General features: G+C 27.7%; 24 protein-coding genes, 1 other RNA gene and 1 pseudogene. 23 read left to right on the top strand and 3 right to left on the bottom strand.

The window, feature by feature from the left end; all coding sequences use genetic code 11:
• Window positions 1-42 precede the first annotated feature (42 nt).
• The 13 genes from NT01CX_RS07955 to NT01CX_RS07895 all read left to right on the top strand — a co-directional run bounded on the left by NT01CX_RS07955 (window position 43) and on the right by NT01CX_RS07895 (window position 9,826).
• On the top strand, window positions 43-387 hold the full coding sequence (locus tag NT01CX_RS07955) for a histidine triad nucleotide-binding protein (protein ID WP_011722553.1): 345 nt from the start codon (window positions 43-45) through the stop codon (window positions 385-387).
• A 139-nt stretch (window positions 388-526) separates the two neighbouring features.
• Complete coding sequence (gene rpsU, locus NT01CX_RS07950) at window positions 527-709, top strand: 30S ribosomal protein S21 (RefSeq protein WP_003368017.1); 183 nt, start codon at window positions 527-529, stop codon at window positions 707-709.
• Between the two features lie 27 nt (window positions 710-736).
• Window positions 737-1,180, top strand: a complete 444-nt coding sequence (locus NT01CX_RS07945) for a GatB/YqeY domain-containing protein (RefSeq protein ID WP_011722552.1) — start codon at window positions 737-739, stop codon at window positions 1,178-1,180.
• A gap of 150 nt (window positions 1,181-1,330) precedes the next feature.
• Entirely contained in the window at window positions 1,331-1,618 is a 288-nt protein-coding gene (gene yqfC, locus NT01CX_RS07940; protein WP_011722551.1) for a sporulation protein YqfC, read from the top strand.
• Window positions 1,615-2,823 (top strand): sporulation protein YqfD, encoded by a 1,209-nt coding sequence (gene yqfD, locus NT01CX_RS07935; protein ID WP_011722550.1) that lies wholly within the window; start codon window positions 1,615-1,617, stop codon window positions 2,821-2,823. The genes yqfC and yqfD overlap by 4 nt, the downstream gene beginning before the upstream one ends.
• Window positions 2,824-2,876: 53 nt before the next feature.
• The gene (locus NT01CX_RS07930; RefSeq protein WP_011722549.1) at window positions 2,877-4,904 is read left to right on the top strand and encodes an HD family phosphohydrolase; all 2,028 of its coding nucleotides are present in this window, start codon (window positions 2,877-2,879) and stop codon (window positions 4,902-4,904) included.
• 24 nt (window positions 4,905-4,928) lie between these two features.
• The gene (ybeY, locus tag NT01CX_RS07925) at window positions 4,929-5,429 is read left to right on the top strand and encodes an rRNA maturation RNase YbeY (RefSeq protein WP_011722548.1); all 501 of its coding nucleotides are present in this window, start codon (window positions 4,929-4,931) and stop codon (window positions 5,427-5,429) included.
• Window positions 5,430-5,553: 124 nt separating this feature from the next.
• Window positions 5,554-6,234: a diacylglycerol kinase gene (locus tag NT01CX_RS07920; RefSeq protein ID WP_039224010.1), complete on the top strand. Its 681-nt coding sequence runs from the start codon at window positions 5,554-5,556 to the stop codon at window positions 6,232-6,234.
• Between the two features lie 99 nt (window positions 6,235-6,333).
• Window positions 6,334-6,732 carry a cytidine deaminase gene (locus tag NT01CX_RS07915; protein ID WP_011722546.1) on the top strand — a complete coding sequence of 133 codons (399 nt, stop codon included), beginning with the start codon at window positions 6,334-6,336 and terminating at the stop codon, window positions 6,730-6,732.
• A 9-nt stretch (window positions 6,733-6,741) separates the two neighbouring features.
• Window positions 6,742-7,626 (top strand): GTPase Era, encoded by an 885-nt coding sequence (gene era / locus NT01CX_RS07910; protein ID WP_011722545.1) that lies wholly within the window; start codon window positions 6,742-6,744, stop codon window positions 7,624-7,626.
• Window positions 7,627-7,646: 20 nt separating this feature from the next.
• Entirely contained in the window at window positions 7,647-8,417 is a 771-nt protein-coding gene (recO, locus tag NT01CX_RS07905) for a DNA repair protein RecO (protein ID WP_011722544.1), read from the top strand.
• Complete coding sequence (locus tag NT01CX_RS07900) at window positions 8,410-9,036, top strand: DUF4342 domain-containing protein (protein ID WP_011722543.1); 627 nt, start codon at window positions 8,410-8,412, stop codon at window positions 9,034-9,036. Before recO ends, NT01CX_RS07900 begins: the two co-directional genes overlap by 8 nt.
• Before the next feature lie 157 nt (window positions 9,037-9,193).
• A complete protein-coding gene (locus NT01CX_RS07895) occupies window positions 9,194-9,826 on the top strand; it encodes a helix-turn-helix transcriptional regulator (protein WP_039224004.1) in 633 nt (210 codons plus the stop codon).
• A 68-nt stretch (window positions 9,827-9,894) separates the two neighbouring features.
• Here the strand turns inward: NT01CX_RS07895 and NT01CX_RS07890 are convergent, their stop codons facing one another.
• Window positions 9,895-10,950: a CotS family spore coat protein gene (locus NT01CX_RS07890; protein WP_011722541.1), complete on the bottom strand. Its 1,056-nt coding sequence runs from the start codon at window positions 10,948-10,950 to the stop codon at window positions 9,895-9,897.
• A gap of 376 nt (window positions 10,951-11,326) precedes the next feature.
• Here NT01CX_RS07890 and dnaG point away from each other — a divergent pair, with 376 nt between their 5' ends.
• Both dnaG and rpoD read left to right on the top strand, forming a co-directional pair.
• Window positions 11,327-13,120 (top strand): DNA primase, encoded by a 1,794-nt coding sequence (dnaG, locus tag NT01CX_RS07885; protein ID WP_011722540.1) that lies wholly within the window; start codon window positions 11,327-11,329, stop codon window positions 13,118-13,120.
• Between the two features lie 5 nt (window positions 13,121-13,125).
• Entirely contained in the window at window positions 13,126-14,232 is a 1,107-nt protein-coding gene (gene rpoD / locus NT01CX_RS07880) for an RNA polymerase sigma factor RpoD (RefSeq protein WP_011722539.1), read from the top strand.
• A gap of 74 nt (window positions 14,233-14,306) precedes the next feature.
• Here rpoD and NT01CX_RS07875 read toward each other — a convergent pair whose 3' ends face one another.
• On the bottom strand, window positions 14,307-15,746 hold the full coding sequence (locus NT01CX_RS07875) for an IS1182-like element ISCno1 family transposase (RefSeq protein WP_011721434.1): 1,440 nt from the start codon (window positions 15,744-15,746) through the stop codon (window positions 14,307-14,309).
• 198 nt (window positions 15,747-15,944) lie between these two features.
• On the opposite strand from NT01CX_RS07875, the gene NT01CX_RS07870 reads away from it, so the two are divergent.
• The 8 genes and pseudogenes from NT01CX_RS07870 (at window position 15,945) to dut (ending at window position 22,442) form a co-directional block, all read left to right on the top strand.
• Window positions 15,945-16,835: a PH domain-containing protein gene (locus NT01CX_RS07870; RefSeq protein WP_011722538.1), complete on the top strand. Its 891-nt coding sequence runs from the start codon at window positions 15,945-15,947 to the stop codon at window positions 16,833-16,835.
• 10 nt (window positions 16,836-16,845) lie between these two features.
• Window positions 16,846-17,535 carry a tRNA (adenine(22)-N(1))-methyltransferase gene (locus NT01CX_RS07865; protein WP_011722537.1) on the top strand — a complete coding sequence of 230 codons (690 nt, stop codon included), beginning with the start codon at window positions 16,846-16,848 and terminating at the stop codon, window positions 17,533-17,535.
• Window positions 17,526-18,341 (top strand): Nif3-like dinuclear metal center hexameric protein, encoded by an 816-nt coding sequence (locus NT01CX_RS07860; RefSeq protein WP_011722536.1) that lies wholly within the window; start codon window positions 17,526-17,528, stop codon window positions 18,339-18,341. Before NT01CX_RS07865 ends, NT01CX_RS07860 begins: the two co-directional genes overlap by 10 nt.
• Window positions 18,342-18,393: 52 nt before the next feature.
• An RNA gene (rnpB, locus tag NT01CX_RS12020) (RNase P RNA component class A) lies at window positions 18,394-18,743 on the top strand.
• Window positions 18,744-18,920: 177 nt separating this feature from the next.
• Entirely contained in the window at window positions 18,921-20,135 is a 1,215-nt protein-coding gene (locus NT01CX_RS12090) for a zinc ribbon domain-containing protein (protein ID WP_011722535.1), read from the top strand.
• 309 nt (window positions 20,136-20,444) lie between these two features.
• A pseudogene (locus NT01CX_RS07850) lies at window positions 20,445-20,642 on the top strand (YdbC family protein).
• Window positions 20,643-20,805: 163 nt separating this feature from the next.
• Entirely contained in the window at window positions 20,806-21,657 is an 852-nt protein-coding gene (locus tag NT01CX_RS07845; protein ID WP_011722533.1) for a hypothetical protein, read from the top strand.
• Between the two features lie 356 nt (window positions 21,658-22,013).
• Entirely contained in the window at window positions 22,014-22,442 is a 429-nt protein-coding gene (gene dut, locus NT01CX_RS07840) for a dUTP diphosphatase (protein WP_011722531.1), read from the top strand.
• Window positions 22,443-22,758: 316 nt separating this feature from the next.
• Here the strand turns inward: dut and NT01CX_RS07830 are convergent, their stop codons facing one another.
• The gene (locus tag NT01CX_RS07830; protein WP_011722530.1) at window positions 22,759-23,148 is read right to left on the bottom strand and encodes a DUF5412 family protein; all 390 of its coding nucleotides are present in this window, start codon (window positions 23,146-23,148) and stop codon (window positions 22,759-22,761) included.
• Window positions 23,149-23,220 lie beyond the last annotated feature (72 nt).

The following is a 23,220-nucleotide window of genomic DNA, read 5'->3' as shown; positions in this document are numbered from 1 at the left end:
TTTGTTGAATATATAAATGATGATGATAAGGAGGTGAGAAACATGGAAGAGTGCATATTTTGTAAAATAGCAAAAGGCGAAATACCTTGCAAGAAAGTATACGAAGATGATCTAGTGTTAGGATTTGAAGATATAAATCCAGCAGCACCGGTACATGTTCTCGTAATACCTAAACAACATATAAAAAGTCTAAATGAAGTATCTGATGAAAATAAAGACATAATGGCACATGCATTAAATGTCATAAAGGATATTGCAAAGAAGATGAATATCTATGAAAATGGATACAGAGTAGTCATGAATTGTGGTGAAGATGGAGGACAAGAAGTTCAACATATTCATTTTCATATATTAGGTGGCAAAAAATTCGGTTGGCCTCCAGGCTGATGGTATGAAATTTGAGTTAAGCGTTGAAAATAGTTGACAGGTTGTAAAAAAATGTTGTATAATTACCAATGTGCTATTTTGCCCTCAGTAACTGCAAATTACTTAGGTGTGAATACTGCTAGGGAGGGAGGGATAACCGATGTCAGAAGTTAAAGTTAGAGATAATGAATCATTAGAAAGCGCATTAAAAAGATTTAAAAGATCTTGTGCTAAAGCAGGTGTTCTATCTGAGGTAAGAAAAAGAGAACACTACGAAAAGCCAAGTGTAAAAAGAAAGAAAAAATCAGAAGCTGCAAGAAGAAGAAAGTCAAAAGTTAGATAAGAATTATTGAAAGAAGGTAGCTCAAGTATGTCTCTTAAAGAAAAAATACAACAAGATTGGAAGGACGCTATGAAAAGTAGAGATAAGTTCCGTTCCAATACTTTAAGTATGGCAAAAGCCGCTATTTTGCAAGTTGAAAAAACTGATAACAGAGTTTTAGATGATGAAGAAATTATAGGAATTTTATCTAAGGAAGTGAAAAGCAGAAGAGATGCTCTTGTCGATTTTGAAAAAGGAAATAGACAGGATTTAGTTGAAGAAGCTAAATCTGAAATAGAGATTTTATTAGAGTACCTTCCTAAGCAGTTGACCGAAGATGAAATTGCTGAAATAGTTCGTCAAATTATTTGTGAGACAGGGGCAAGTAGTGCTAAAGACATGGGAAAAGTTATGACAGCTGCTATGGCTAAATTAAAAGGTCGTGCAGATGGAAAACTTGTAAGCTCAATTGTAAAACAAAACTTAAATTAAAATAAACGCTTATAAAGCTAAAATTAGAGCTCAGTATTGCTGAGCTCTTTTATTTTGTCCAAAAACTTATACATATTGTTTATATATAGTAATTTATTATAGCAAACATTCATAAATTAGTATGAAAGAAATTTTAAGGGAGATTGCAAATTGAAAGAGAGTATATACAATGCTAAAGAGAATGTTGCAGAAAAGTTAGGCTTGCCTAGAGACACGGTTTTAGACATACCTCAAATAGTTGTAACTGGCGATAGTGAAATTGTCATAGAAAATCATAAAGGAATAGTAGTATTTAGTGAAAATGAAATAAAAATAGATTCAAATGTAGGCATTATATCCGTAACTGGTAAAAAGCTTGAAATCTTATTTATAGGGGGGAGCACTGTAATACTAGGAGGTAAATTTAAAGGTATCAATTATGAAGGGAAGATAGTATGAGTAAATTTAATTTTGAGAAGTATAAAAAAGGAACAATAACTCTTGAAATTCAAACTTTTCGTCCAGAAAGGTTTATAAATTTACTATGGAAAAATGGAATTAATGTTAAAAACTTAAGAAGAAAAACCATAACAACACTTATTTTTGAAGTAGGATTAAAGGATTATAATAAAATTAGAGATATAGCAAAGAGAACTGACACTAAGATAAAAATTTTAGGCAGAAGTGGTGTTTCATTTTTACTTATAAAAAGTAAGAAAAGAAAAACTTTGTTAATAGGGATAGGTATATTTGTGGGAATAATATACTATTTATCAGGATTTATATGGAATGTAAATATTATAACAGAAAATAATGTAACACCTTATGAAATAAGAAGTCAGTTAAAAGATATGGGAATTAAGCCAGGAATACGAAAAAATAAAATTAATGTTTATAATATAGAAGAACAAATAGTAAGAAAAAATGGCGCAATAATGTGGTCAAGGGTAAGGGTTGAAGGAGTAAAATTAAAGGTTAAAATAGCAGAAAGACAAGAGCCTCCAGAAATAGAAAAAAAGGAATCTCCAAGTAATGTTGTAGCAAGTAAGGATGGAGAAATAAGAAGAATATATAGCACATCAGGAACCGCTGTAGTAAAAGAAGGAGATATAGTAAAAAAAGGAGATATATTAGTAAAGGGAGAACAAGGACGAGAAGAAAGCACCTATTTAGTTCATGCAGATGCAAATGTTATAGCTAGAACATTTTATGAAGCAAAAAAAGAAGTCCCTATAAAGACTGTAAAGACTGTAAAAACTGGGAATGTAGATAAGGATGTTTACTTGCAGGTGTTTGGGAAAAAAATATATATAAAGAAATATAAAAATAAGTTTCAAAAATGTGATAAAATACATAAAGACAAATCTATATTAAAAGAGGATTTATACTATGAAGTAGTAGAAAAAGAAGAAAAAAATAATCAAAAAGAAGTAGTGGAAAAAACTGCTAGTGAACTTTCTTCAAATATAATTGTAAAATTAGATAAATCTGTTAAAATAGTAGATAAGATAGTGAATTCAGATATAAAAGGGGACAATTATAGCATTAGAGTTGTCTTAGTTGTAGAAGAAAATATAGCTGAAAATCAAAGCATAGAGGGTAATATTGGGGATACTCCATATAAAGAAGAAAAAGAAAACAAAGATGAAAGTGGAGAAAGTTAAATATCTTAGACAACGCATGATAAATATTTGATTCAAGGACGTGATATGATTAAATGAATATCAACATGGAAAGTAATAATTCTAAAAGAATATTAACATTTGTATGTACTGTGTTTTTTATATCTATAGTTTTAATAACATCTTTAGTTACTCGAAAATATGATTTAAAAGAGGGAGATATATCGAAAATGGATATTAAAGCTCCTAAAGAAGTTACAGATACTCTTAAAACTAAAGAGAAACAAGTACAACAGGAAGAAACAGTACCACTTCAATATAATAAAAATTTAGAAATAAAAAAAGAAACTTTGCAAGAGATAAACAATTTATTTTTTCAAATAAATAAATATGTTGAAACTGCAAATGGATCACAAGAAAAATTAGGTCAGATAAAAATTGATACTAAAATAAATTTATCTGATGAAGAATTAAAAGCTTTAACTACTTTAAATAAAGATAAATTAAAGCTACTTCAAGAAAAACTAGTAGGAATAATGACTAAAGTATTAGATTTGGATATAAGAGAGGACAATGAGGAAGATATTAAAAAGGCTCAAGATGCAGTGGCTGTAAAATTTAATAGCTCTAAATTGTCTAGAAGTTTAAGAGACTTAGGTATTAGGATAGGTACTATAGTGATTAAACCTAATTTCTTTTATGATGAAGCTAAAACAAATGAACTAAAAACAGAAGCAAGAAAAGCTGTTCAGCCAATAATTATTAAAAAAGGGCAAACAATCGTAAAAGAAGGAGAACCTATAACACAAAGGGATATAATACTACTAAAGGATTTAGGATTATTAGATAACAATACAAATATTTATGTGTATTTAATAGTATTTGCATTGGTAGCCTTTGTTATGTTTTTACAGTGGTTTTATATCTGTAGATACTTTAAAGAATTATATGATGATTATAAAAAGCTAATTTTATTAAGTATACTTACATGTATATCTGTAGTATTTGCTAGAACATTATCTATAATTTCACCGTTTTTGATACCATTAGCTTGTGTACCAATGCTATTTGCACTTTTAATTAACTATAAGGTTGCTATTACTTATAATGTGATTAATTGTATTTTAATTAGTGCTGTAGTGCAATTTAACATTGAAATAACACTACTTGCTATATTAAATAGCATTTTAGGTGCTATTGCTCTTAAAAAGTTACAGCAAAGAAATGACATATTATATGCATCTATATTTATTGGTGCAATGAATGTAGTTTTGACATTAACAGTGGGATTTTTGTTAAGCAATAATGTTTTAGAAGTTCTTAGAAAAGCGGGATTTTCATTTATAGGAAGTATAACTTCTGCAATATTAACTGTAGGATTTTTACCTTTCTTTGAAAGTACATTTGATATAGTTACTACAATAAAGCTTTTAGAGATATCAAATCCTAATCATCCTGCTCAAAAGAGATTATTGTTAGAAGCGCCTGGTACATATCATCATAGTGTGCTTGTGGCAAATTTAGCTGAAGTTGCAGCAGAACAAGTAGGTGGAAATCCAGTGCTTGCCAGAGTTTCGGCATATTATCATGATATTGGAAAAATAAAAAGACCTATGTTTTTTAAGGAAAATCAAATAGGACCAGACAATCCTCATGATAAAATAAATCCTAATTTAAGCACTCTTATAATAACATCTCATGTAAAAGACGGTGTTGAAATGGCAAAAGAATACAAGTTGCCTCAAGTTATAAGAGATGCTATACAGCAACATCATGGTACTTCACTTGTAAAATACTTTTATATAACCGCAAAAAATAATAGTGAAAAACCAGAAGAAATAAAAGAAGAGGACTTTAGATATCAAGGACCTATTCCTGAAAGCAAAGAAATAGCTATTTTGATGTTAGCAGACAGTGTAGAAGCTGCAGTAAGGTCTATAAAGGAACCTACAAAAGGAAAAATTGAAGAGATGGTAAATAATATAATAAAGGCTAGACTTAACGAAGGACAATTAGATAACTGTGATTTAACCTTAAAAGATTTAGAGAAAATAAGAAAATCTTTTTTAAAGACTTTATCAGGAATTTATCATCAAAGAATTGAGTATCCAACAGAAAAATAGTTGAAAGTCAAAGGAGAATAAACAATGATTTATATTGATAACAGACAAGATAAAATAAAAATAGATGAAAAGACATTAAATACTTTAGATGAAATTATAAAGTATGCTTTAAAGGAAGAAGAAGTATATGTAAACACTGAAGTTAGTGTTATATTAATTGATAATGATACAATAAAAGAAATTAATAAAGAGACTAGAGACATTGACAAAGTGACAGATGTATTATCATTTCCTATGTTAGATTATCCTAAGGGAAAAACTTATAAAGAAGTTTACAAAGATTACGAGTTTGATGCTTCTTATTTAGATGAAGGGGAACTTGTTTTAGGTGATATAGTATTATCATTAGAAAGAGCAGAGGAACAAAGTAAGGAATTTGGGCATTCCTTTTTAAGGGAAGTATGTTATCTTACAATACACTCTGTACTTCATCTTTTAGGATATGATCACATGGAAGATGATGAAAAGGCTATAATGAGAAAAAGAGAAGAAGAAATATTAAATAAGTTTAGCATAAAAAGATAAATAAGTTTACACAATATTGACATGTACTATTTAGTGCATGTCAATATTTTATAGGTTATTATTACTGAAATAATAGAGAATACTAGTAGAGAAGGTGTTTTACATAAAAAAAATAAATAAGGTTATGGATAGTTTTAATTATGCAATTGAGGGGATTATATATGCTGTTAGAACTCAAAGAAATATGAGAATACATCTAGTAGCTACACTTGTGGTGTTGAGTTTATGTTTTTTTTATGATTTAAGTAGATTAGAGCTTTTGATTCTCACTATAACTATAACCATGGTTTTAGTAGGAGAAATGATAAATACAGCCATTGAATTTGCAATAGATGCTACTACTAATTATTATCATCCATTAGCTAAACTTGCAAAAAATGTTTCTGCAGGAGCTGTACTTATAACAGCTATAAATGCACTTTTTGTTGGATACATTGTATTTTTAGATAGATTAAAACCAATTGCTTTTACTGTTATAAAAAAGATAAAAAACTCGGATCCATATATGATTTTTTTAATACTAGCAATAGTATCTATAGCTACATTAATAGTTAAAGCCATATTTGGAGAAGGTACACCATTAAAGGGTGGAATGCCTAGTGGACATAGTGCCATAGGATTTTCTATAGCCACAATAATAGCAGTTATTACAGAAGAACCAACAGTTATAATATTAAGTTATTTAATGGCATTACTTATAGCTCAAAGTAGAGTAGATTCTAAAGTTCATTCTATAATTGAAGTTATAGCAGGAGCTATTTTTGGAATACTACTAACTTTACTGATATTTAGAGTATTTTATTAAAATAAAATTGTTTTAAGTGTTTAATTTTCAATAATACATGATATAATTTATATACTACGATATTATATTAAGTACAATATTATACGGAGGTGTAGAGATATGGATTACAAAGAATTAATAAAGGAAGCCTTAAAGTATAGAGAAACTGCATACTCTCCTTATTCAAAGTTCAAAGTTGGTGCGGCTGTGATAATGGATGATGGAAAGATATATGGAGGATGTAATATAGAAAATGCTTCATACGGAGCAACTAATTGTGCTGAGAGAACTGCTATATTTTCAGCAGTAGCACAAGGAAATAAAAAGTTAAAAGCTATAGCTCTAGTAGGTGACTTATCTACGTATACAACACCTTGTGGAATCTGTAGACAGGTAATAAGTGAATTTAGTGATGAAAATACGGATATAATTCTTATAAAAAATGAAAATGACTATAAGATAAAAAAATTAGAAGATTTCTTCCCGGGAGGATTTACTAAAGAAGACTTATTAAAATAAGGAGGATACATGTTTAAATCAGGATTTATATCAATTATAGGAAGACCAAATGTTGGTAAATCAACACTTACAAATGAAATACTAGGAGAAAAGTTATCAATAGTATCTTGTAGACCACAAACTACAAGAAATAATATACGTGCAGTATTAACAAGAGATGACTATCAGTTAGTATTTTTAGATACACCAGGAATACACAAGCCAAGACATAAACTTGGAGAATACATGGTTAAAGCAGCTGAAACTTCAACAGATGAAGTTGATTTAATAGTATTTATAACAACACCAGAAGGTGAAATATCAAAAGGTGATGAATTAATATTAGAAGGCTTAAAAAACTCAAAGAAACCAGTATTTTTAGTTATAAATAAAATAGATGAAAATCCACAAGAATTAGTTGCTAAAACACTAAAGCAATATTCTGAATATATGGATTTTGCAGAGATAATACCAATATCAGCTAGAAAATCTAAAAATGTGGATACATTACTTGAATTAATGATTAAATACATGCCAGAAGGACCTAAATATTATCCAGAAGATATGATAACAGATGTTCAAGAAAGGTTTGTAGTTTCAGAGATAATAAGAGAAAAGGCATTAAAATTATTATCAGAAGAAGTACCACATGGTATAGCAGTTGAGATAATCTCTATGAAACAAAGCAAAAGAGGAACTTATCATATAGATGCAAATCTTTTATGCGAAAAGGATTCTCATAAGGGCATAATAATAGGTAAAGGCGGACAAAAACTAAAGACAATATCAACCTATGCAAGACAAGATATTGAAAAGTTTTTAGATGCTAAAGTTAATCTTAAAGTATGGGTTAAGGTTAAAAAAGAGTGGAGAGATAGTAACTTCATGTTAAAGGAATTAGGATATAAAGAATAGTTATATTCTTATAATATTATTTGGGAGATGGTTTTCTGTCAATTTTTAAAACAAAAGCCTTAATTTTAAAAACTCAAGATTATAAAGAAAATGATAAGCTTGTATGGCTTTTTACAGAAAAGATAGGGAAAGTATGTGCCATTGCAAAGGGTGCAAAAAAGAGCAAAAGCAAATTTATAGCTTCAACCCAAACATTTTGTTTTGGAGAGTATGTTCTTTATAGAGGAAAGAGTTTATACAGCATAAATGAAGTAGAAATAATAGACTCTTTCCAAAGTCTATTAAGTGATATGGATACAATAACTTATGGTTCATATTTTTGTGAACTTATTTTAATAGCATTAGAGCAAGAACAAAGTGATAGGGAGCTTTTTAAAGATTTTATTAAAAGTTTTTACTTTTTAAAAAATCAAGCTATGGATTTAGAAATTTTAGCTAGAACTTTTGAATTAAAACTCCTAAAAGCTACAGGTTATGGATTTGATTTTGAAAAATGTTGCATATGTGGGAAAAGGATAAATAAAACTAATTATTTAAGCATACAATACTATGGAGGTGTTTGTGATAACTGTGAAAAAACAGGTGGATTTAAGATCAGTTATGCGGCATATGGTGTGCTTAAATTTTTATATAAGACATCTATAGAAAATGCTCATATAATTTCTGTAAGCAATGAAATAAAAGAAGAAGTGTATAAAGTCTTAGACATGTTTATATCACAAAGTTATTCTAAAAAACCTAAAAGCTTAGAGATTTTTAATTATTTAAAAAGGAGTGAGTATAATGAGTGATATTACTCTAGAAAAGATTGACATATTAAGAGAAAGAACTGGAGTTAGTTATACTGAAGCAAAAGATGCTCTGGAAAAATGTGATGGAAATATTGTAGATTCACTAATATATCTTGAAAATACTATAGAAGAAAACAAATGCAGTATAAAAGATGATATCTGTACTACTAAAGAAGAATTTGTTAGTTGGATTAAGGGAATAGCTAAAAAAGGAAATGTAAACAGAATAAGAGTTAAAAAAGACGATAAAGTAATTATGGATATACCTGTTAATGCAGGACTTGCAGCAGGAGTTATTGCACTTGCTTATCCAGCTCTTATAGCTGTTGGAGTATTAAGTGCGGTTGTTACAAAGGTTACAGTGGAAATAGTAAAAGACGATGGTTCAGTTGAAGTTGTAAACAAGTTAATAAAAAGCACTGCAAAAGAAGTAAAAGATAAAATGAATGATATTACAGATGATATGAAAGAAAAGATGGAATCTATGACATCAGAAGTAAAAGAAAAGTTTGATAACGAGAAAGAAATGTCATCTGAAGATAATAATATGTACAAATATACTGTTAAGTTTGACGATATCAATAATCAAAATAATACAAACAATAATGACGACAGGTAATACTGTCGTTTTTATTTATATAATACAAATAACCTTAAATACATACTAAATTCAGGAAAAAATTACATAAAAGCTACACGAATGCGAAAAATAGTATATAATTATACCTATTATATGATATAATATAATTGTAATATAACAAAGGAGGTCGAAAACCATTAATTTATCGACTAGGCAAAAAGAAATTATTAAATTGGTTAAAGAAGGACAGCCTATAACAAGTGAAAATTTAGCTAGTAAGATAGGAGTTACAAGAGCGGCTTTAAGACCGGATCTTGCAATATTGACTATGCTTGGAATACTAGAAGCTAGACCGAAAGTTGGATACATATATTCTAATAAATCAACTTCTAGTGTGGTACTAGATTATATAAGAAAAATAAAAGTAGAAGATATAATGTCAAAACCTACTATCTTAGACGAAGAAACCACTGTATATGATTCTATAATAAATTTATTCCTAAATGATGTTGGAACTATTTTTGTAGAGAATCAAGGATTCTTGGTAGGAGCTGTTTCAAGAAAAGATTTCTTGAAAATAGCAATAGGGGGTACTGATATAAATAAAGTACCATTAGGTATAATAATGACTAGAATGCCTAATATAGTATGTGTAGAAAAAGATGATTGTGTTTATACAGCTGCTAAAAAGATTATAGAACGCGAAGTGGATTGTCTTCCAGTAGTAGAAAAAGTATCAGAACAAGATGGCGATAAGGTTAAAGTTATAGGAAAACTTTCAAAAACTAACATAACACGTTTATTCCTTAAACTAGGTGAAGAAAATTAAAATTATTAAGTAGAAAAAGTGTTACGAAAAAAATCGTAACACTTTTTTACTATGAAATTTAAAATTTTTTAATTAAATCGTTTATTTATATAATTAGCAAATTTGTATGAAAAGTCGATTTGTTTATCAAAGTCCCTAGATGATTTAGAAAGCATATTTACAAAAGCTTTTTTGTTACATTTCTTTATGTTCTTATAGTAATCTCTTGATAATTTCCAATATTTTTGAGGAAAAGATAAATAACCAAGAAGATAGTTATACTCATCAACATTTAGAGGAAGAATTTTTTCATAGGATTCTAAACACATGAGAAGTATATCTAAATCCCAATTAGTTTCATATCGACGAAGAAGTCTTCTGAAAAAATAAGCAAGATCGTGAATGCAGTAATCAATTCGACACTTATCTAGATCTATAATCCAAAGGTTATCATCTTTATCAAAAATTAAATTTTTATTTACATAGTCCATATGACAAAGTGAAGTTTTTAAGTTTTTAAAATTTACTTTAGATAAAGCTTCAGTAGAATTTTTCCCTAGAATAAATCCTTCATTAAATTTATTTAAGAAAGATTTAGAAAAATAATCCTTATATTTAAAAGCGTGATTAGAATTTGAAAGTAAATTTTCAAAGTGTTTACACATAGATTTATGAAGATTTCCACACCCTTTTCTATAAGTACTACCTGGAATAGGGAAAAAATCAAAAGATCTTTTATGAATCTTTGCAAGATTACTACATGCTTTGGTTATATGTTCTTCGTAATTGTACTCACATTTAACTCCATCTATCCAAGGAGTTAATATAAACAACATGTCATTATATTCAACAAACCTTCCAAAACTACTACTAGGTAGAAGTCGAGGAATGTTTATATCATGTCTGTATAGCCATTCTATGGCTGAGTATACGAAGAGTAACTCTTTTTTTTGAAAATAAACTTTCTTTAGGCAATACTCATTTTTATCGGTAGTTATTCTATAAACAGCTCTTTGCTTTGCAGTATCTTTAAATTTTATTGCAGTAACTTCTGCATCATCTAAATTGTAGTGTGGAAGTACAGATTTTTTTATATTTTCTTCTGAAAATATACTACTATTGTATAATTTAGCTGTATCAGCCATAGTAACACTCCTTAAAAAAAGTCTTACTATAAATGTATTAAACATGCACAAAATTTATACATAATATAAGGTATAAAGAGGATTTTTAATGCGTATATAGAAATACTAAATATAATATATAAATATAATATATTAAAATAAGTTGTACAATTTGTATGTTTTATTAAACTATGCATAATTATTGAAAGTTATGGAAAAATACATATATAAATAACAATTGGCGAAAAAGAATATAAAAAAAATGAAGGATATTTGTATTTTATAAAGAATATATATAAGTGACTAAGAAATTTTAAAATTAAAGAAGGATTATTAATTTTTTTGTCGAATACATATAAGGTTGGCTTAAAAATAAAAAAATGGGTGGTATGCTTTATTGATAAGTGAAGAAATAATTGAAAAGATTAAAGAACAAACTGATATTGTGGATGTTATTTCTGAAAGTGTTAAACTCAAAAGAGCAGGAAGAAACTTCTTAGGACTTTGTCCATTTCACAATGAGAAAACACCTTCCTTTAGCGTATCTCAAGATAAGCAAATTTATAAATGCTTTGGATGTGGTGAGGCAGGTAACATTTTTACTTTTGTAATGAAAACGAAAAATCTTCCTTTCGTTGAGGCAGTAAAATATCTTGGTGATAAAGTTAACATACATATAGAGGATAATGATTATAAAAATCAAGCCTACAAAAATAAAAATGATAAATTATATAAAATAAACGTTGAAGCAGCAAGATATTATTTTAAAAATTTACAAATAAATAAAAAGGCAACTGAATATTTTACAAACAGAGGTATAGTTAATAAAACCATAAGAAGGTTTGGACTTGGATATGCACCTTCAGGATGGCATAATTTAATGAATTATTTAAAAAACAAAGGATACACTGAATTGGACTTATTAAATGCAGGTTTAATTATAAGGGGAAAAAATAATTCTACATACGATAGATTTAGAGAGAGAGTTATATTTCCTGTATTCGACTATAGAGGTAGAGTTATTGGATTTGGAGGAAGAGTTTTAGATGATTCTAAGCCTAAATATCTAAATTCTCCAGAAACTGACATATTTAAAAAGGGCACCAATCTTTATGGTCTTAATTTTGCCATAAAGAACAATAAAAGTAGGACAATAATAATAGTTGAAGGATACATGGATTGCATATCTTTATATCAACATGGGATTGACAATGTTGTAGCATCACTTGGAACTGCTTTAACATACGAGCAGGGAAAACTTTTAAAAAGATATGTAGATAAAATAATAATATCATATGATGCAGATTTTGCAGGACAAAGTGCTACTTTAAGAGGACTTAAAATATTAAAAAAACAAGGTTTTGATCTTAAAGTTTTAGATATACCAGAAGGTAAAGATCCAGATGAGTTTATTAAAAATCATGGTAAAGAGGCTTTTATGAAACTTATAGATGAATCTTTACCTTTAGTTGACTATGAACTTAAAATGGCTAAATTTGGTTTAGATATAAGTAATGAAGAAATGCTTATGAAATATGTAAACAATGCCTGTGAAATTATTAATAAATTAAATCCTATAGAGAAAGATATTTATATAAGAAAATTGTCTCAAGAGACAGGGCTTAAAGAACAAGCAATTTATGATTTATTAAATGTTAAAGATAGAAAAAATCATATTAAAGACGAAAAAAGGTATACTAAAGGTAATTTTGGACAGAAATTATATGTAGAGCCTGCTTATATGAAGACTCAGAGAAAATTAATTAAAATTATGATGTTAAATATAGAAAGCTATGATTATGTAATGCACAATATCTATGAAGAAGATTTTATAGTAGATAGTCATAAGAAAATATTTAAGCTAATAAAAGAGCAAGTAAATAATAATGAAGACAATATAAGAGACATAGAAAAATCTATAGAGACAAAATGTGATGATGTAGAAAGTTCGAGAGAATGGACAAAAATACAACAAATAAATTTTAGTGAAGATATAGATTACAAAGAACTTGTAAATGCCTATATAAAAGAGATTAAAAAATTCAAACTAGAGGAGTCGAAGGAAGAAGTTATGAAAAAAATTAAACATTATGAGGCTCAAGGATTATTTGAGGAATCTTTAAATCTTGTAAAAGAGCTTGAGAAGATTCAAAATAATATAATGGAAATGAACCACTGCGAAAGGAGGTAATTTTAATGACAGAAGCTAAAAAGAATAATAGTAAGAAAAATAATGTAAAAGATAATAAAGATAAGATGAAGATTATAAAAAGTCTTATTGATAAAGGAAAGAAAAAGGGTAGTTTAACATATAAAGAAATAATGGATGAACTTGATAATGTTGAATTAAGTCCAGAACAAATAGAAAAAGTTTATGCTGTTCTAGAATCAATGGATATAGAAGTTATTGGTGATATGAAAGATATGGAGACAGAAGAAGAGGAAGAAATAGATCTTTCAGTACCAGAAGGAATATCAATAGATGATCCAGTTAGAATGTATCTAAAAGAAATAGGAAAAGTACCTCTTTTAACTCCAGATGAGGAAATAGATCTTGCTCAAAGAATAGAAGAAGGCGAAATGTATGCAAAGAAAAAGCTTGCAGAAGCAAACTTAAGACTTGTTGTAAGTATAGCTAAAAGATATGTAGGTCGTGGAATGTTATTCCTAGATCTTATTCAAGAAGGAAATTTAGGACTTATAAAAGCAGTAGAAAAATTTGATTATAGAAAAGGATATAAATTTAGTACCTATGCTACATGGTGGATTAGACAGGCAATAACAAGAGCAATTGCTGACCAAGCAAGAACAATTAGAATTCCTGTGCATATGGTTGAAACAATAAATAAACTCATAAGGGTATCAAGACAACTTCTTCAAGAATTAGGACGTGAACCACAGCCAGAAGAAATAGCGAAGATAATGGAAATGCCTGTGGATAAGGTTAGAGAAATCATGAAAATAGCTCAAGAACCAGTATCACTTGAAACTCCTATTGGTGAAGAAGAAGATAGCCACTTAGGTGACTTTATACCTGATGATGAAGCTCCAGCTCCAGCAGAAGCAGCTGCATTTACTATGTTAAAAGAACAATTAATAAATGTTTTAGATACATTAACTCCAAGAGAAGAAAAGGTTCTAAGATTAAGATTTGGTCTTGATGATGGTAGAGCAAGAACTCTTGAAGAAGTTGGAAAAGAGTTTAATGTAACAAGAGAAAGAATAAGACAAATTGAAGCAAAAGCTTTAAGAAAACTAAGACATCCAAGCAGAAGTAAAAAATTAAAAGACTATTTAGATTAATTTTGTTATAAAGAGTAAAGTTTAACTTTACTCTCAGATTGTTCAAAAAGCCCCCAACAATTGGGGGCTTTTGTTTACGCCAAAATTCTTTTATGCGATAGCATTCGAAAAATATTTATTATGTATGTTAATTTGGAATAAATTTGAATTAATGTACACAAAAAATAATGCGATAGCACCATGGCTATCTTTTTCATATTCTGAACTGCCGCTGTAAGTAGGCACTGTTCAGAAACATTTTTAATTCCTCGCATGCGACAATAACGTAGCCCATGTAATTCTTTTGAATCAGCAAAGCTACGCTCAATCTTTTCTTTACGTCGTTTGTAAATATTTTTACCTTTTTCTGTTTTAGTAAATCTAAAAATTTGATCTTTATAGTCTTCCCAAACATGACGACGTATAGTTCTATTAATGGATTTATCAGATGTTAAGCAATTATTTTTATATTTGCAAGAAGCACAATGCTCCGCATTACTTACGTATTCTTTATAACCTTCCCTTGTAGTAGTTCTATATTTTAAAAAGCAATTATTAATACACACATATCCATCTAATTCTTTAACATACTGAAATCTATATTTTGTATATTTTCCTTTAACATGGGGTCCTAAACGGAACCCAAAAACACCTTGATAATTTTTGTCTGAAATTTGTTTACAAATAGGATTCGTAGAATATCCGGCATCTGCTACTAAATATTTTGTATTAAAATTAAACTTTTCTATTTGAGTTTCTATTCTTTTAACATAAGGATCTACATCGTTTATATTCCCGGGAGTAACATGAACGTCCGTTATAATATTATACTTTCCGTCAACAGTTCTATGATCTAAATAAAAAAAGCCTTTAGGTTTTCCATCTCTAACCATATATCCACTGTCTGGATCAGTTGTACTTACTTTTATTTCCTTAGTTTCAGCTATTTTAGTCTTTTTTTTTAGAGGTTTTTTATTATGATTAATTCTATCTTTATTAATGTCATTCTCTAATTCATCAAAGTATTCCTTTGTGGATTTAGTTATTTCTTTTTTAATAAATTTATGTTTATTAGCGTTAGCTTTTAAGTGAGTAGAATCAGTATATAGAATTTTGCCATCAACCAAGTTTCTATTAATAGCTTGAAATACAATATTATCAAATATTTCTTGATGTATATTTGTATTACTAAATCTTTTTGTTCTATTCTGGCTTATAGTGGAATGACTTGGTATTTTATCAGTAAGTCCATATCCCAAAAACCATCTGTAAGCTACATTTACCTGGATTTCTTTTACAAGCTGACGCTCTGAACGTATACCAAATAGGTATCCGATAAAAAGCATTTTAAATAATACAACTGGGTCTACTGAAGGTCTTCCATTATCAGGACAATATAAATCCTTAGTTAAATCTCTTATAAATGAAAAGTCTATGTATTTATCTATCTTTCTAAGTATGTGATTTTCAGGTACTAAATTTTCTATATAAACTAGTTCTAATTGATTTTGTTTTCTTTCATTATTAGTAAGCATTTTTCCTCCGTAGGAGCCCTAACGGGCTAAAAGATTTATTGTTCTAAAATATATATTCTACATAAACACTAAAAATCCTTTTTGTAATAAATGTAAAAAGGCTGTTGACAAATTATGTTTATCAACAGCCTGAGAGTAAAGTTTAACTTTACTCTTTTTTTGTGGTATAATTGTTACAAAATATAGAGAGGTGATAATATGGATACATATAAATCAAAAAAGGGAATAAGTTCTATTATTATATTATCCGCTATATTATTCATAGATATATCATGTTTATTCTTAACTCGTTTAATTGATCAATATATGGTTTTGTCATTTATAGAGGCATCTTTAGTTATATTAAATATTTACGGAATATATTATTTTTTACTATCATTATCTTTGAAATACATAATAGATGATGAATATTTGCACATTGTAGGGATATATGGATTAAAGAAAGTAAAGATATCTTTTAAAGATATAGGAGGATATAAAGATTCTAAAGATAAAATAAGAGGGGTTAAATTAAGGGGAATTGGTGATGGAAACTTTGCTTTTGGAAGATATTATATATACAAAATAGGGACAACAAGAATGTTTATAACATCTAGAAGAAATACTTTATACCTAAAAAATGATGATATAAATTATGCAATTTCACCAGAAAATCTAAATGATTTTATAAATAAATTAGAGGAAAAAGGTGTAAAACCAGCTGATTGGGAATACATTAAGAAAAAACCAGTTGTATTATATAAGGAAAAATCATTTATGTTACCATTTATATTGGTAAGTGTAATTATAGTTATATTTACTGTAACGCCACTATTGTTATATGTAAATGGTACATTACCTGATAAAATGCCACTAAGTTTCAATGCTGCTTTTAATCCAATACGAATGGGAACAGGAAAGCAATTTGCATTTAAACAGGCTATCTATGGTGTTTTAAATATGGGAATATTATTTTGTATGTATTATGCAGCTCATTTTCATGCAAAATATGATAAGAAGAGTGCAAAAACATATATATATGTGTCACTTTTTATAGCTATTGTATTTTTTTTAATGCAATTTAAAACTTTGGCTAATTTTATGTTATAGGAGAGAATTTATGAATATAAGCTTAAGATTAAAAACTATCGGACTATTAGTAGATAAATGTGAGAGTATTTCGGATATAGGTACAGATCATGCATATCTTCCTATATATTTAATAAAAAATGGAGTTTGTAATGCTGCTATTGCATCAGATATAAATAAAGGACCAGTAGAAAAGGCAAAATCTAATATAAGAAGAGAAGGATTAAGTGATAAGATAACTTGTAGACTTGGTGGAGGTCTTACTACCATAAATCCTAATGAAGTTAATGGTGCAATAATTGCGGGAATGGGCGGAAATTTAATAAGAGATATAATTGAAGAGAGCAAAGATGTGTTTAAGTCACTGGATTATTGTATACTTCAACCAGTTCAAAATCCGGATATATTAAGAAAGTATATATATGAGAGTGGATATGATGTTTTAGATGAAGAATTATGTTTTGATGAAGGAAAATATTATGAGATTATAAAAGTAAGATTTAACAATAATCCTAAAAAATTAGACGATATATACTATGAAATAGGGGAAAAATTAATAGATAAAAAACATCCTTTAGTTAAGGAATACATTAATTTTAAAATAGATAAATATAAAAATATTGTTAAATACATTAAGGATGATACTGAACTTGCCAAAGAAAGAAAAATGGAATTAAAACAAAACATTAAAAAATTGGAGGAATTAATTAAATGTCTTTAAAAGTAGTTGATTTTAAAAATATAGTAGAAGAATTTGCTCCTGTTAAGTTAAAGTTAAGTTATGATAATGTTGGACTTATGGTAGGAGAACTTAATAATGAAATAGGTAATATTCTTGTAACTTTAGATTGTACATTAGATGTTATAGAAGAAGCTAAAGCAAAAAACTGTAATTTTATTTTTGCTCATCATCCATTATTATATAAAAAACCATCATCTATTACGTCTGAAACATTAGTTGGAAGAAAAATATTAGAACTTATAAAAAACAATATAAGTCTATATTCTGCACATACTAATTTAGATTCAGTTAAAGATGGAATAAATGATACAGTTATGAAATTACTAAAGATTAAAAACTGCAAGACTATAGAGTTTTCAGAAGGAAAAGACGAAGATGATGATGTAAGTGGATTAGGTAGAGTAGGTACTTTAGAAAGTCCTATAACAGTAAAAGAAATGTGTAATAGAGTAAAGGAAGTTTTAAACACACCTTTTGTAAGATACATAGGAGAAGATTCTAAAGAAATAAAAACAATTGCAGTTATAAATGGTAGTGGACAGGATTATTTTAATAGAGCTAGAAACATGGGAGCAGAGTGTATAATTACAGGGGATACTACTTACCATGTTATAAGTGATTATAATGAAGATGGAGTGGTAGTTATTGATGGAGGACACTTCCCAACAGAATGGATAGCTTTTAAGGATATCTGTGTAAGACTACAAGAAAAAATTAAAGAAGCGGGATTTGAAAATAAAATAATATTTTCAGAAGTTATTAAAGATCCTTATAAAATAGGATAATTGCCAAAAATTCATTTGATTTTTAAGCAATTGTGTGTTAATATAAAATCTGCGAGTAAGCCAGATGATCGCTGCTACATTTTATGTAGGAGAGGAAAGTCCGAGCTCCATAGGGCAGGGTGCTGGGTAACTCCCAGTGGAGGCGACTCTAAGGAAAGTGCAACAGAGATATACCGCCATAAACTTTGTTTGTGGTAAGGGTGGAAAGGTGAGGTAAGAGCTCACCAGCGCAATGGTGACTTTGCGGCTATGTAAACCCCATCTGGAGCAAGATTGAATAGAGGGACATTAAGGAGCGGCCCGTTCCGTCCCCGGGTAAAATCGCTTGAGTCTAATGGTAACATTAGGCCTAGATAGATGATCATCAAATACAGAACTCGGCTTATAGACTTATCTCGTATATGAAAACCACCAGGTTAATGCCTGGTGGTTTTGTTTTTTTTGTGTCTGTGAGTTTAGAAGGATAAGTTAAAAGATATATGACTATAAAAATTATGGTTTTATGTAATAATATTCATTTTTAAGAAAATATAGTAGATTAGTTAGATTAAATCATAATTTTGTAGACGAGGTGATTGTATGTTTTGTCATAAATGTGGTACTGAAAATGATAATTCTAGTGTTTATTGCTCTAAGTGTGGTAAAAAGTTAAAAAAACAAGATTCAAAAAATAAAAATAAAATTTTAGTATTATTTAAAAAAGTAATTAGTAAGTTAGATAAAGTAGTTGAAAGTTTATTAAAAGACAAAAAGAAACTATGTATATCTTTAGGGGTTATGATAGCAATTATAATTCTTAACATATGTATATGTGTTCATATAAATAATAAAGATATAAATGCATTTAAAAAGGCATTTAATGCTGAAAAATATGAGGATGCAAAACAAGTATATTCTAATGTTATAAATAATAATGATAAGAATAAACAAGATAAATTTGATAAAAAAATAGGAAAATACCTAACAAATAAGATTAGTCACTTACAAAATGATTTCATTAATGATAAAAATAGAAGTGATTGTAATAAGGAATTAGATGTATTGGATCAAATGTACTATTATAAATTTAATTTTGAACAAATAAATAAATCTAAAGAAAAGATAAAAAAATATAGTGATTCAAGAAAAGCTTTTAAAAATGGTATTAAGCTTGAGAAAAATAAAAATTATTTTTATGCGTTAGAACAATTTAATAATGTTATTAAGGATGATACAAACTATAGTGAAGCTCAAAATCATATGAAAGATATTTTATTAAAAGCAAAAGAGGACATGCTAAAGAAATCGGAAGAGTATTTATTATCAAAGGTAAATAAATGTAAAGATAAAGTTAGTGAGGATGTTACATATATGCCTAAACCTTATGGAGAATTAATTGATATTGGAGAGGGGAGCGTTATATTCTATCCTTATCTGAGAGGAGAAGTTGGAATTGATGTATTAAAATTAATTGCAGGATTTAATAGATCAGAGTGGGTATTTACAAAAAATATTAAATGTAACGCAGATGGAGAAATTTTTGATCTAAAATTTGATTATTTTGATAGAAAATCAAATGTTGGATTCGGAACGGGAATATATGAGTGGATTGAAATACCTGTTCTTGAAGATACCATACTTAGTGATTATAATACTAATTTAAATATGATTGATAATTTAAAAAAACTAGGAAAGGCTAAAAAAGCGTTGATAAGATTTGAAGGAGATACTCAGTTTTTAGATTATGAACTTACAAGTAATCAAAAAAATACTCTTCTAGAGGTTATAGAGTTACATGAGATTTGTAAGGGATAATAGCAAAGTAGATTATTAGAAAATTAGATTTAAATTAAAATAATAAAATGGACTAGCTTAACATCTGAAAGTAAAGGTATTGCGAGTTTAAGGTTATACCAATTCAGATCTAAAGCAGGTCCATTTATAAATTTAGAAAACAACCTATAACTCATTAAGAGGATATTATATATATAAATAGAATATAAAATTATACAAAAAAAGGAATCAATAAGTTACTTGAAACCGAAAAGGTAGCTCCATCAATATTATGTTTTTGTTGACAGTAGAAAGTAATTTTGAAAATTAGGTAATAGGGAAGTGATTAAGTTGGCAAATATAAAGAATGAAATAAAAGAAAACATAGGGGTGATTTCTGAATCATCAAAAGGGTGGACAAAAGAATTGAATTTAATTACTTGGAATGATAAATAGCCAAAATATGATTTAAGAGATTGGTCACCTTAACATGAAAAAATAGGTAAGGGAATTACACTAACATTAGATGAACTAAGGGAACTTAAATAGATTCTTAATAATATGGAGTTATAAGAATACAGTATATATTTGATATCTATACTTAAAATATATAAGTATTGGAACTAAATAGTTAGTGTAAATTCAAAATAAATACAAAATATGTTATAATTTTCATAAGTTCACTTAAAGATATAAGGGAGAGATGAAGAAGATGAAAAAATCATTTTGTGTAAAATCAATATTTACACTTGGGTTATTATTATCAATTTCTAGTCATGCAAATGCTCTAGATATTATTCAAAATCAAGTTGTTGATTGTAATAAAGAATGGAATATAACTTTTTCTGATGAGGTTGTTTTTGATAGTAATATAAAAAATAATATTATTGTGAGAGATAAAGATGGAGTTAAAGTTGATGTAAAATTTATTTTAGGAGAAAATAATAAGTCAATATATGTTATTCCACCAAAGGATGGATATGTGTCATCTAAAGAATATGAACTAATTGTAGATAAAAATATAAAATCTGTATTAGGAAAGAGTATGAAAAAATCACAAAGATGTAAATTTCGTATAAAGGATAAAGTTGTACCTACAGATATTTTAATAAAAGAAACAAATTTACCACCTATATCAACAGGTTTAGGTGATATAGAAAATAATCAATTATGGTTAAAGTATTCTAATGGACAAGAAAAATTACTAGTTAGTTCTAGAGAGGAGGAAGATGTAAGGTATGTTATAGCCGGTATATCTAATCCTAAATTTACATCAGATAAAAAAAGTATATACTTTTTATCCGAAGCTTGGGCTGTTTCTGCTGCTGTGCATAAGGTAGATGTAGAAACTGGTGAAGAAAAATTTATTTGTGACGGAAATTACTTTGAAATTATAGAAAATGGAAAATATAAAGGGAAACTACTAGTAATTAAACACAAATATAGGGCATATCCTATGAATGGTTCATATGAAGGCGTTTGTGTTGTAGATGAATATGGAAATGAAATATTGAGTTTAGGAGAAGAATTTGATAAAGATTTATTTTATAAATTGAAAAATTAACTTTAATATATACATAATTACACAAATTAAGGTTTTTATTATATAATTGTTTATAAAATGATTATTATAAGGAATATGAATTAAATTAATATTAGTTTAAAATGCGCTAATTGGTCTATAATCTTAAATAATTTAGAAGAATAATTAATAAGAGAGGTAGATTAAAATGAATTTAGAAAATAAAATAGGATTAGCACTAATTACTGGTATAATTTTATTAATGTTAGCGTATGGATCACAATTTTCTAAAGTAATACAAAATGTAGGATTAAAATAATAAAAGGATGAGTAAAAACTCATCTTTTTAATAATGCATTAATAATATAAACTCATTGAAGAAATTAGGAGGACTTAGGATGAAACTTTTAGTAGAAAAAACTAATGAGAAAGCTATAATACCATTTCAAGCCCATGAAGGAGATGCTGGAATGGATTTATTTTCTGTAGAGGAGATAACTTTAAAGCCAATGGAAAGAAAACTTATACATACAGGAATTAAAATTCAATTACCTAAAGATACAGAAGCACAAATTAGACCAAGAAGTGGGTTAGCATTAAAACATGGTATTACTGTTTTAAATACTCCAGGAACTATAGATGAAGGATACAGGGGAGAAATAGGTATAATATTAATAAATCTTGGTAGTGAAGAATTTAAAGTAGAAGAAGGAATGAAAATAGCACAAATGGTTATAAAACCAACATTAACTTTAAAAGTAGAAGAAGTTGTTGAGCTGACAGAAACAACTAGAGGTGAGAATGGATTTGGCTCTACTGGGGTTTAGTAAATCATAAATATATAGTGTATAAATACAAAAGCCTAGATTTATAACTAAAAAATATTAGTTATAAATCTAGGCTTTTGTAATTTAAATTTATTCAGTAAGATTTGCGATATGTTATACATAAAATCAAGGACCAAAAATGAGTGTTCCTAAATAAAAATATATATATGGTAAAATAAGAGATATTATATTACATATACAACCTATCTTAGCAAGTTTATTACGATTTATTAAATTAGATATAACCCCCATTTAGGGTTATTGCTCGATGTTGGCATATAATTATCCTCCTTATAATGCAATTATAAAAATAAATTTAGTTATTATCATCAAGTTTTATGTATTCAATATTAATATTTTTAAGTTTAGTTTCTTTTTTATGTATTTCTTCTTTTGGACATTTGTGTTTTATAATCAAAGTGTTTTCATTTTTCCATTCTATATCTATAAAATCAGAGTTATTTCCTATAAAAATATTTCCTGTATCCGAATCAGTTAAGTTGTGTCCAACTTTAAATAATGAAACTTGTGGACTAAATGCAGTGGTAGCACCAGCATCTCTGATAAAAGCTATTGCAGTATATTTATTATCAGAAGTGGTAATTTGTTTTAGTAATTTATTTCCACATATATTATTACATGAAGTTAATATGCAACATAGTAAAGCTAAAAGTGAGCTAATTACAATAAATTTAAAAGTATTCATAAATACTCCTTAAATATGAAAAATAGTATAAAATTATTATACTAAATTATTGATATTAAATCTATAAAGTAT

Source organism: Clostridium novyi NT, assembly GCF_000014125.1.
Taxonomy (GTDB): Bacteria; Bacillota; Clostridia; order Clostridiales; family Clostridiaceae; genus Clostridium_H; species Clostridium_H novyi.
Note: the sequence above shows the minus strand (reverse complement) of the source record. Positions and strands in the feature narration are given on the sequence as shown.

Coding starts and splice junctions, on each gene's coding strand:
- NT01CX_RS07955 (WP_011722553.1), top strand. CDS start 43: ATGGAAGAGTGCATATTTTGTAAAATAGCAAAAGGCGAAATACCTTGC.
- rpsU (WP_003368017.1), top strand. CDS start 527: ATGTCAGAAGTTAAAGTTAGAGATAATGAATCATTAGAAAGCGCATTA.
- NT01CX_RS07945 (WP_011722552.1), top strand. CDS start 737: ATGTCTCTTAAAGAAAAAATACAACAAGATTGGAAGGACGCTATGAAA.
- yqfD (WP_011722550.1), top strand. CDS start 1,615: ATGAGTAAATTTAATTTTGAGAAGTATAAAAAAGGAACAATAACTCTT.
- NT01CX_RS07930 (WP_011722549.1), top strand. CDS start 2,877: ATGAATATCAACATGGAAAGTAATAATTCTAAAAGAATATTAACATTT.
- ybeY (WP_011722548.1), top strand. CDS start 4,929: ATGATTTATATTGATAACAGACAAGATAAAATAAAAATAGATGAAAAG.
- NT01CX_RS07920 (WP_039224010.1), top strand. CDS start 5,554: ATGGATAGTTTTAATTATGCAATTGAGGGGATTATATATGCTGTTAGA.
- NT01CX_RS07915 (WP_011722546.1), top strand. CDS start 6,334: ATGGATTACAAAGAATTAATAAAGGAAGCCTTAAAGTATAGAGAAACT.
- era (WP_011722545.1), top strand. CDS start 6,742: ATGTTTAAATCAGGATTTATATCAATTATAGGAAGACCAAATGTTGGT.
- NT01CX_RS07900 (WP_011722543.1), top strand. CDS start 8,410: ATGAGTGATATTACTCTAGAAAAGATTGACATATTAAGAGAAAGAACT.
- NT01CX_RS07890 (WP_011722541.1), bottom strand. CDS start 10,950: ATGGCTGATACAGCTAAATTATACAATAGTAGTATATTTTCAGAAGAA.
- rpoD (WP_011722539.1), top strand. CDS start 13,126: ATGACAGAAGCTAAAAAGAATAATAGTAAGAAAAATAATGTAAAAGAT.
- NT01CX_RS07875 (WP_011721434.1), bottom strand. CDS start 15,746: ATGCTTACTAATAATGAAAGAAAACAAAATCAATTAGAACTAGTTTAT.
- NT01CX_RS07870 (WP_011722538.1), top strand. CDS start 15,945: ATGGATACATATAAATCAAAAAAGGGAATAAGTTCTATTATTATATTA.
- NT01CX_RS07865 (WP_011722537.1), top strand. CDS start 16,846: ATGAATATAAGCTTAAGATTAAAAACTATCGGACTATTAGTAGATAAA.
- NT01CX_RS07860 (WP_011722536.1), top strand. CDS start 17,526: ATGTCTTTAAAAGTAGTTGATTTTAAAAATATAGTAGAAGAATTTGCT.
- NT01CX_RS12090 (WP_011722535.1), top strand. CDS start 18,921: ATGTTTTGTCATAAATGTGGTACTGAAAATGATAATTCTAGTGTTTAT.
- NT01CX_RS07845 (WP_011722533.1), top strand. CDS start 20,806: ATGAAAAAATCATTTTGTGTAAAATCAATATTTACACTTGGGTTATTA.
- dut (WP_011722531.1), top strand. CDS start 22,014: ATGAAACTTTTAGTAGAAAAAACTAATGAGAAAGCTATAATACCATTT.
- NT01CX_RS07830 (WP_011722530.1), bottom strand. CDS start 23,148: ATGAATACTTTTAAATTTATTGTAATTAGCTCACTTTTAGCTTTACTA.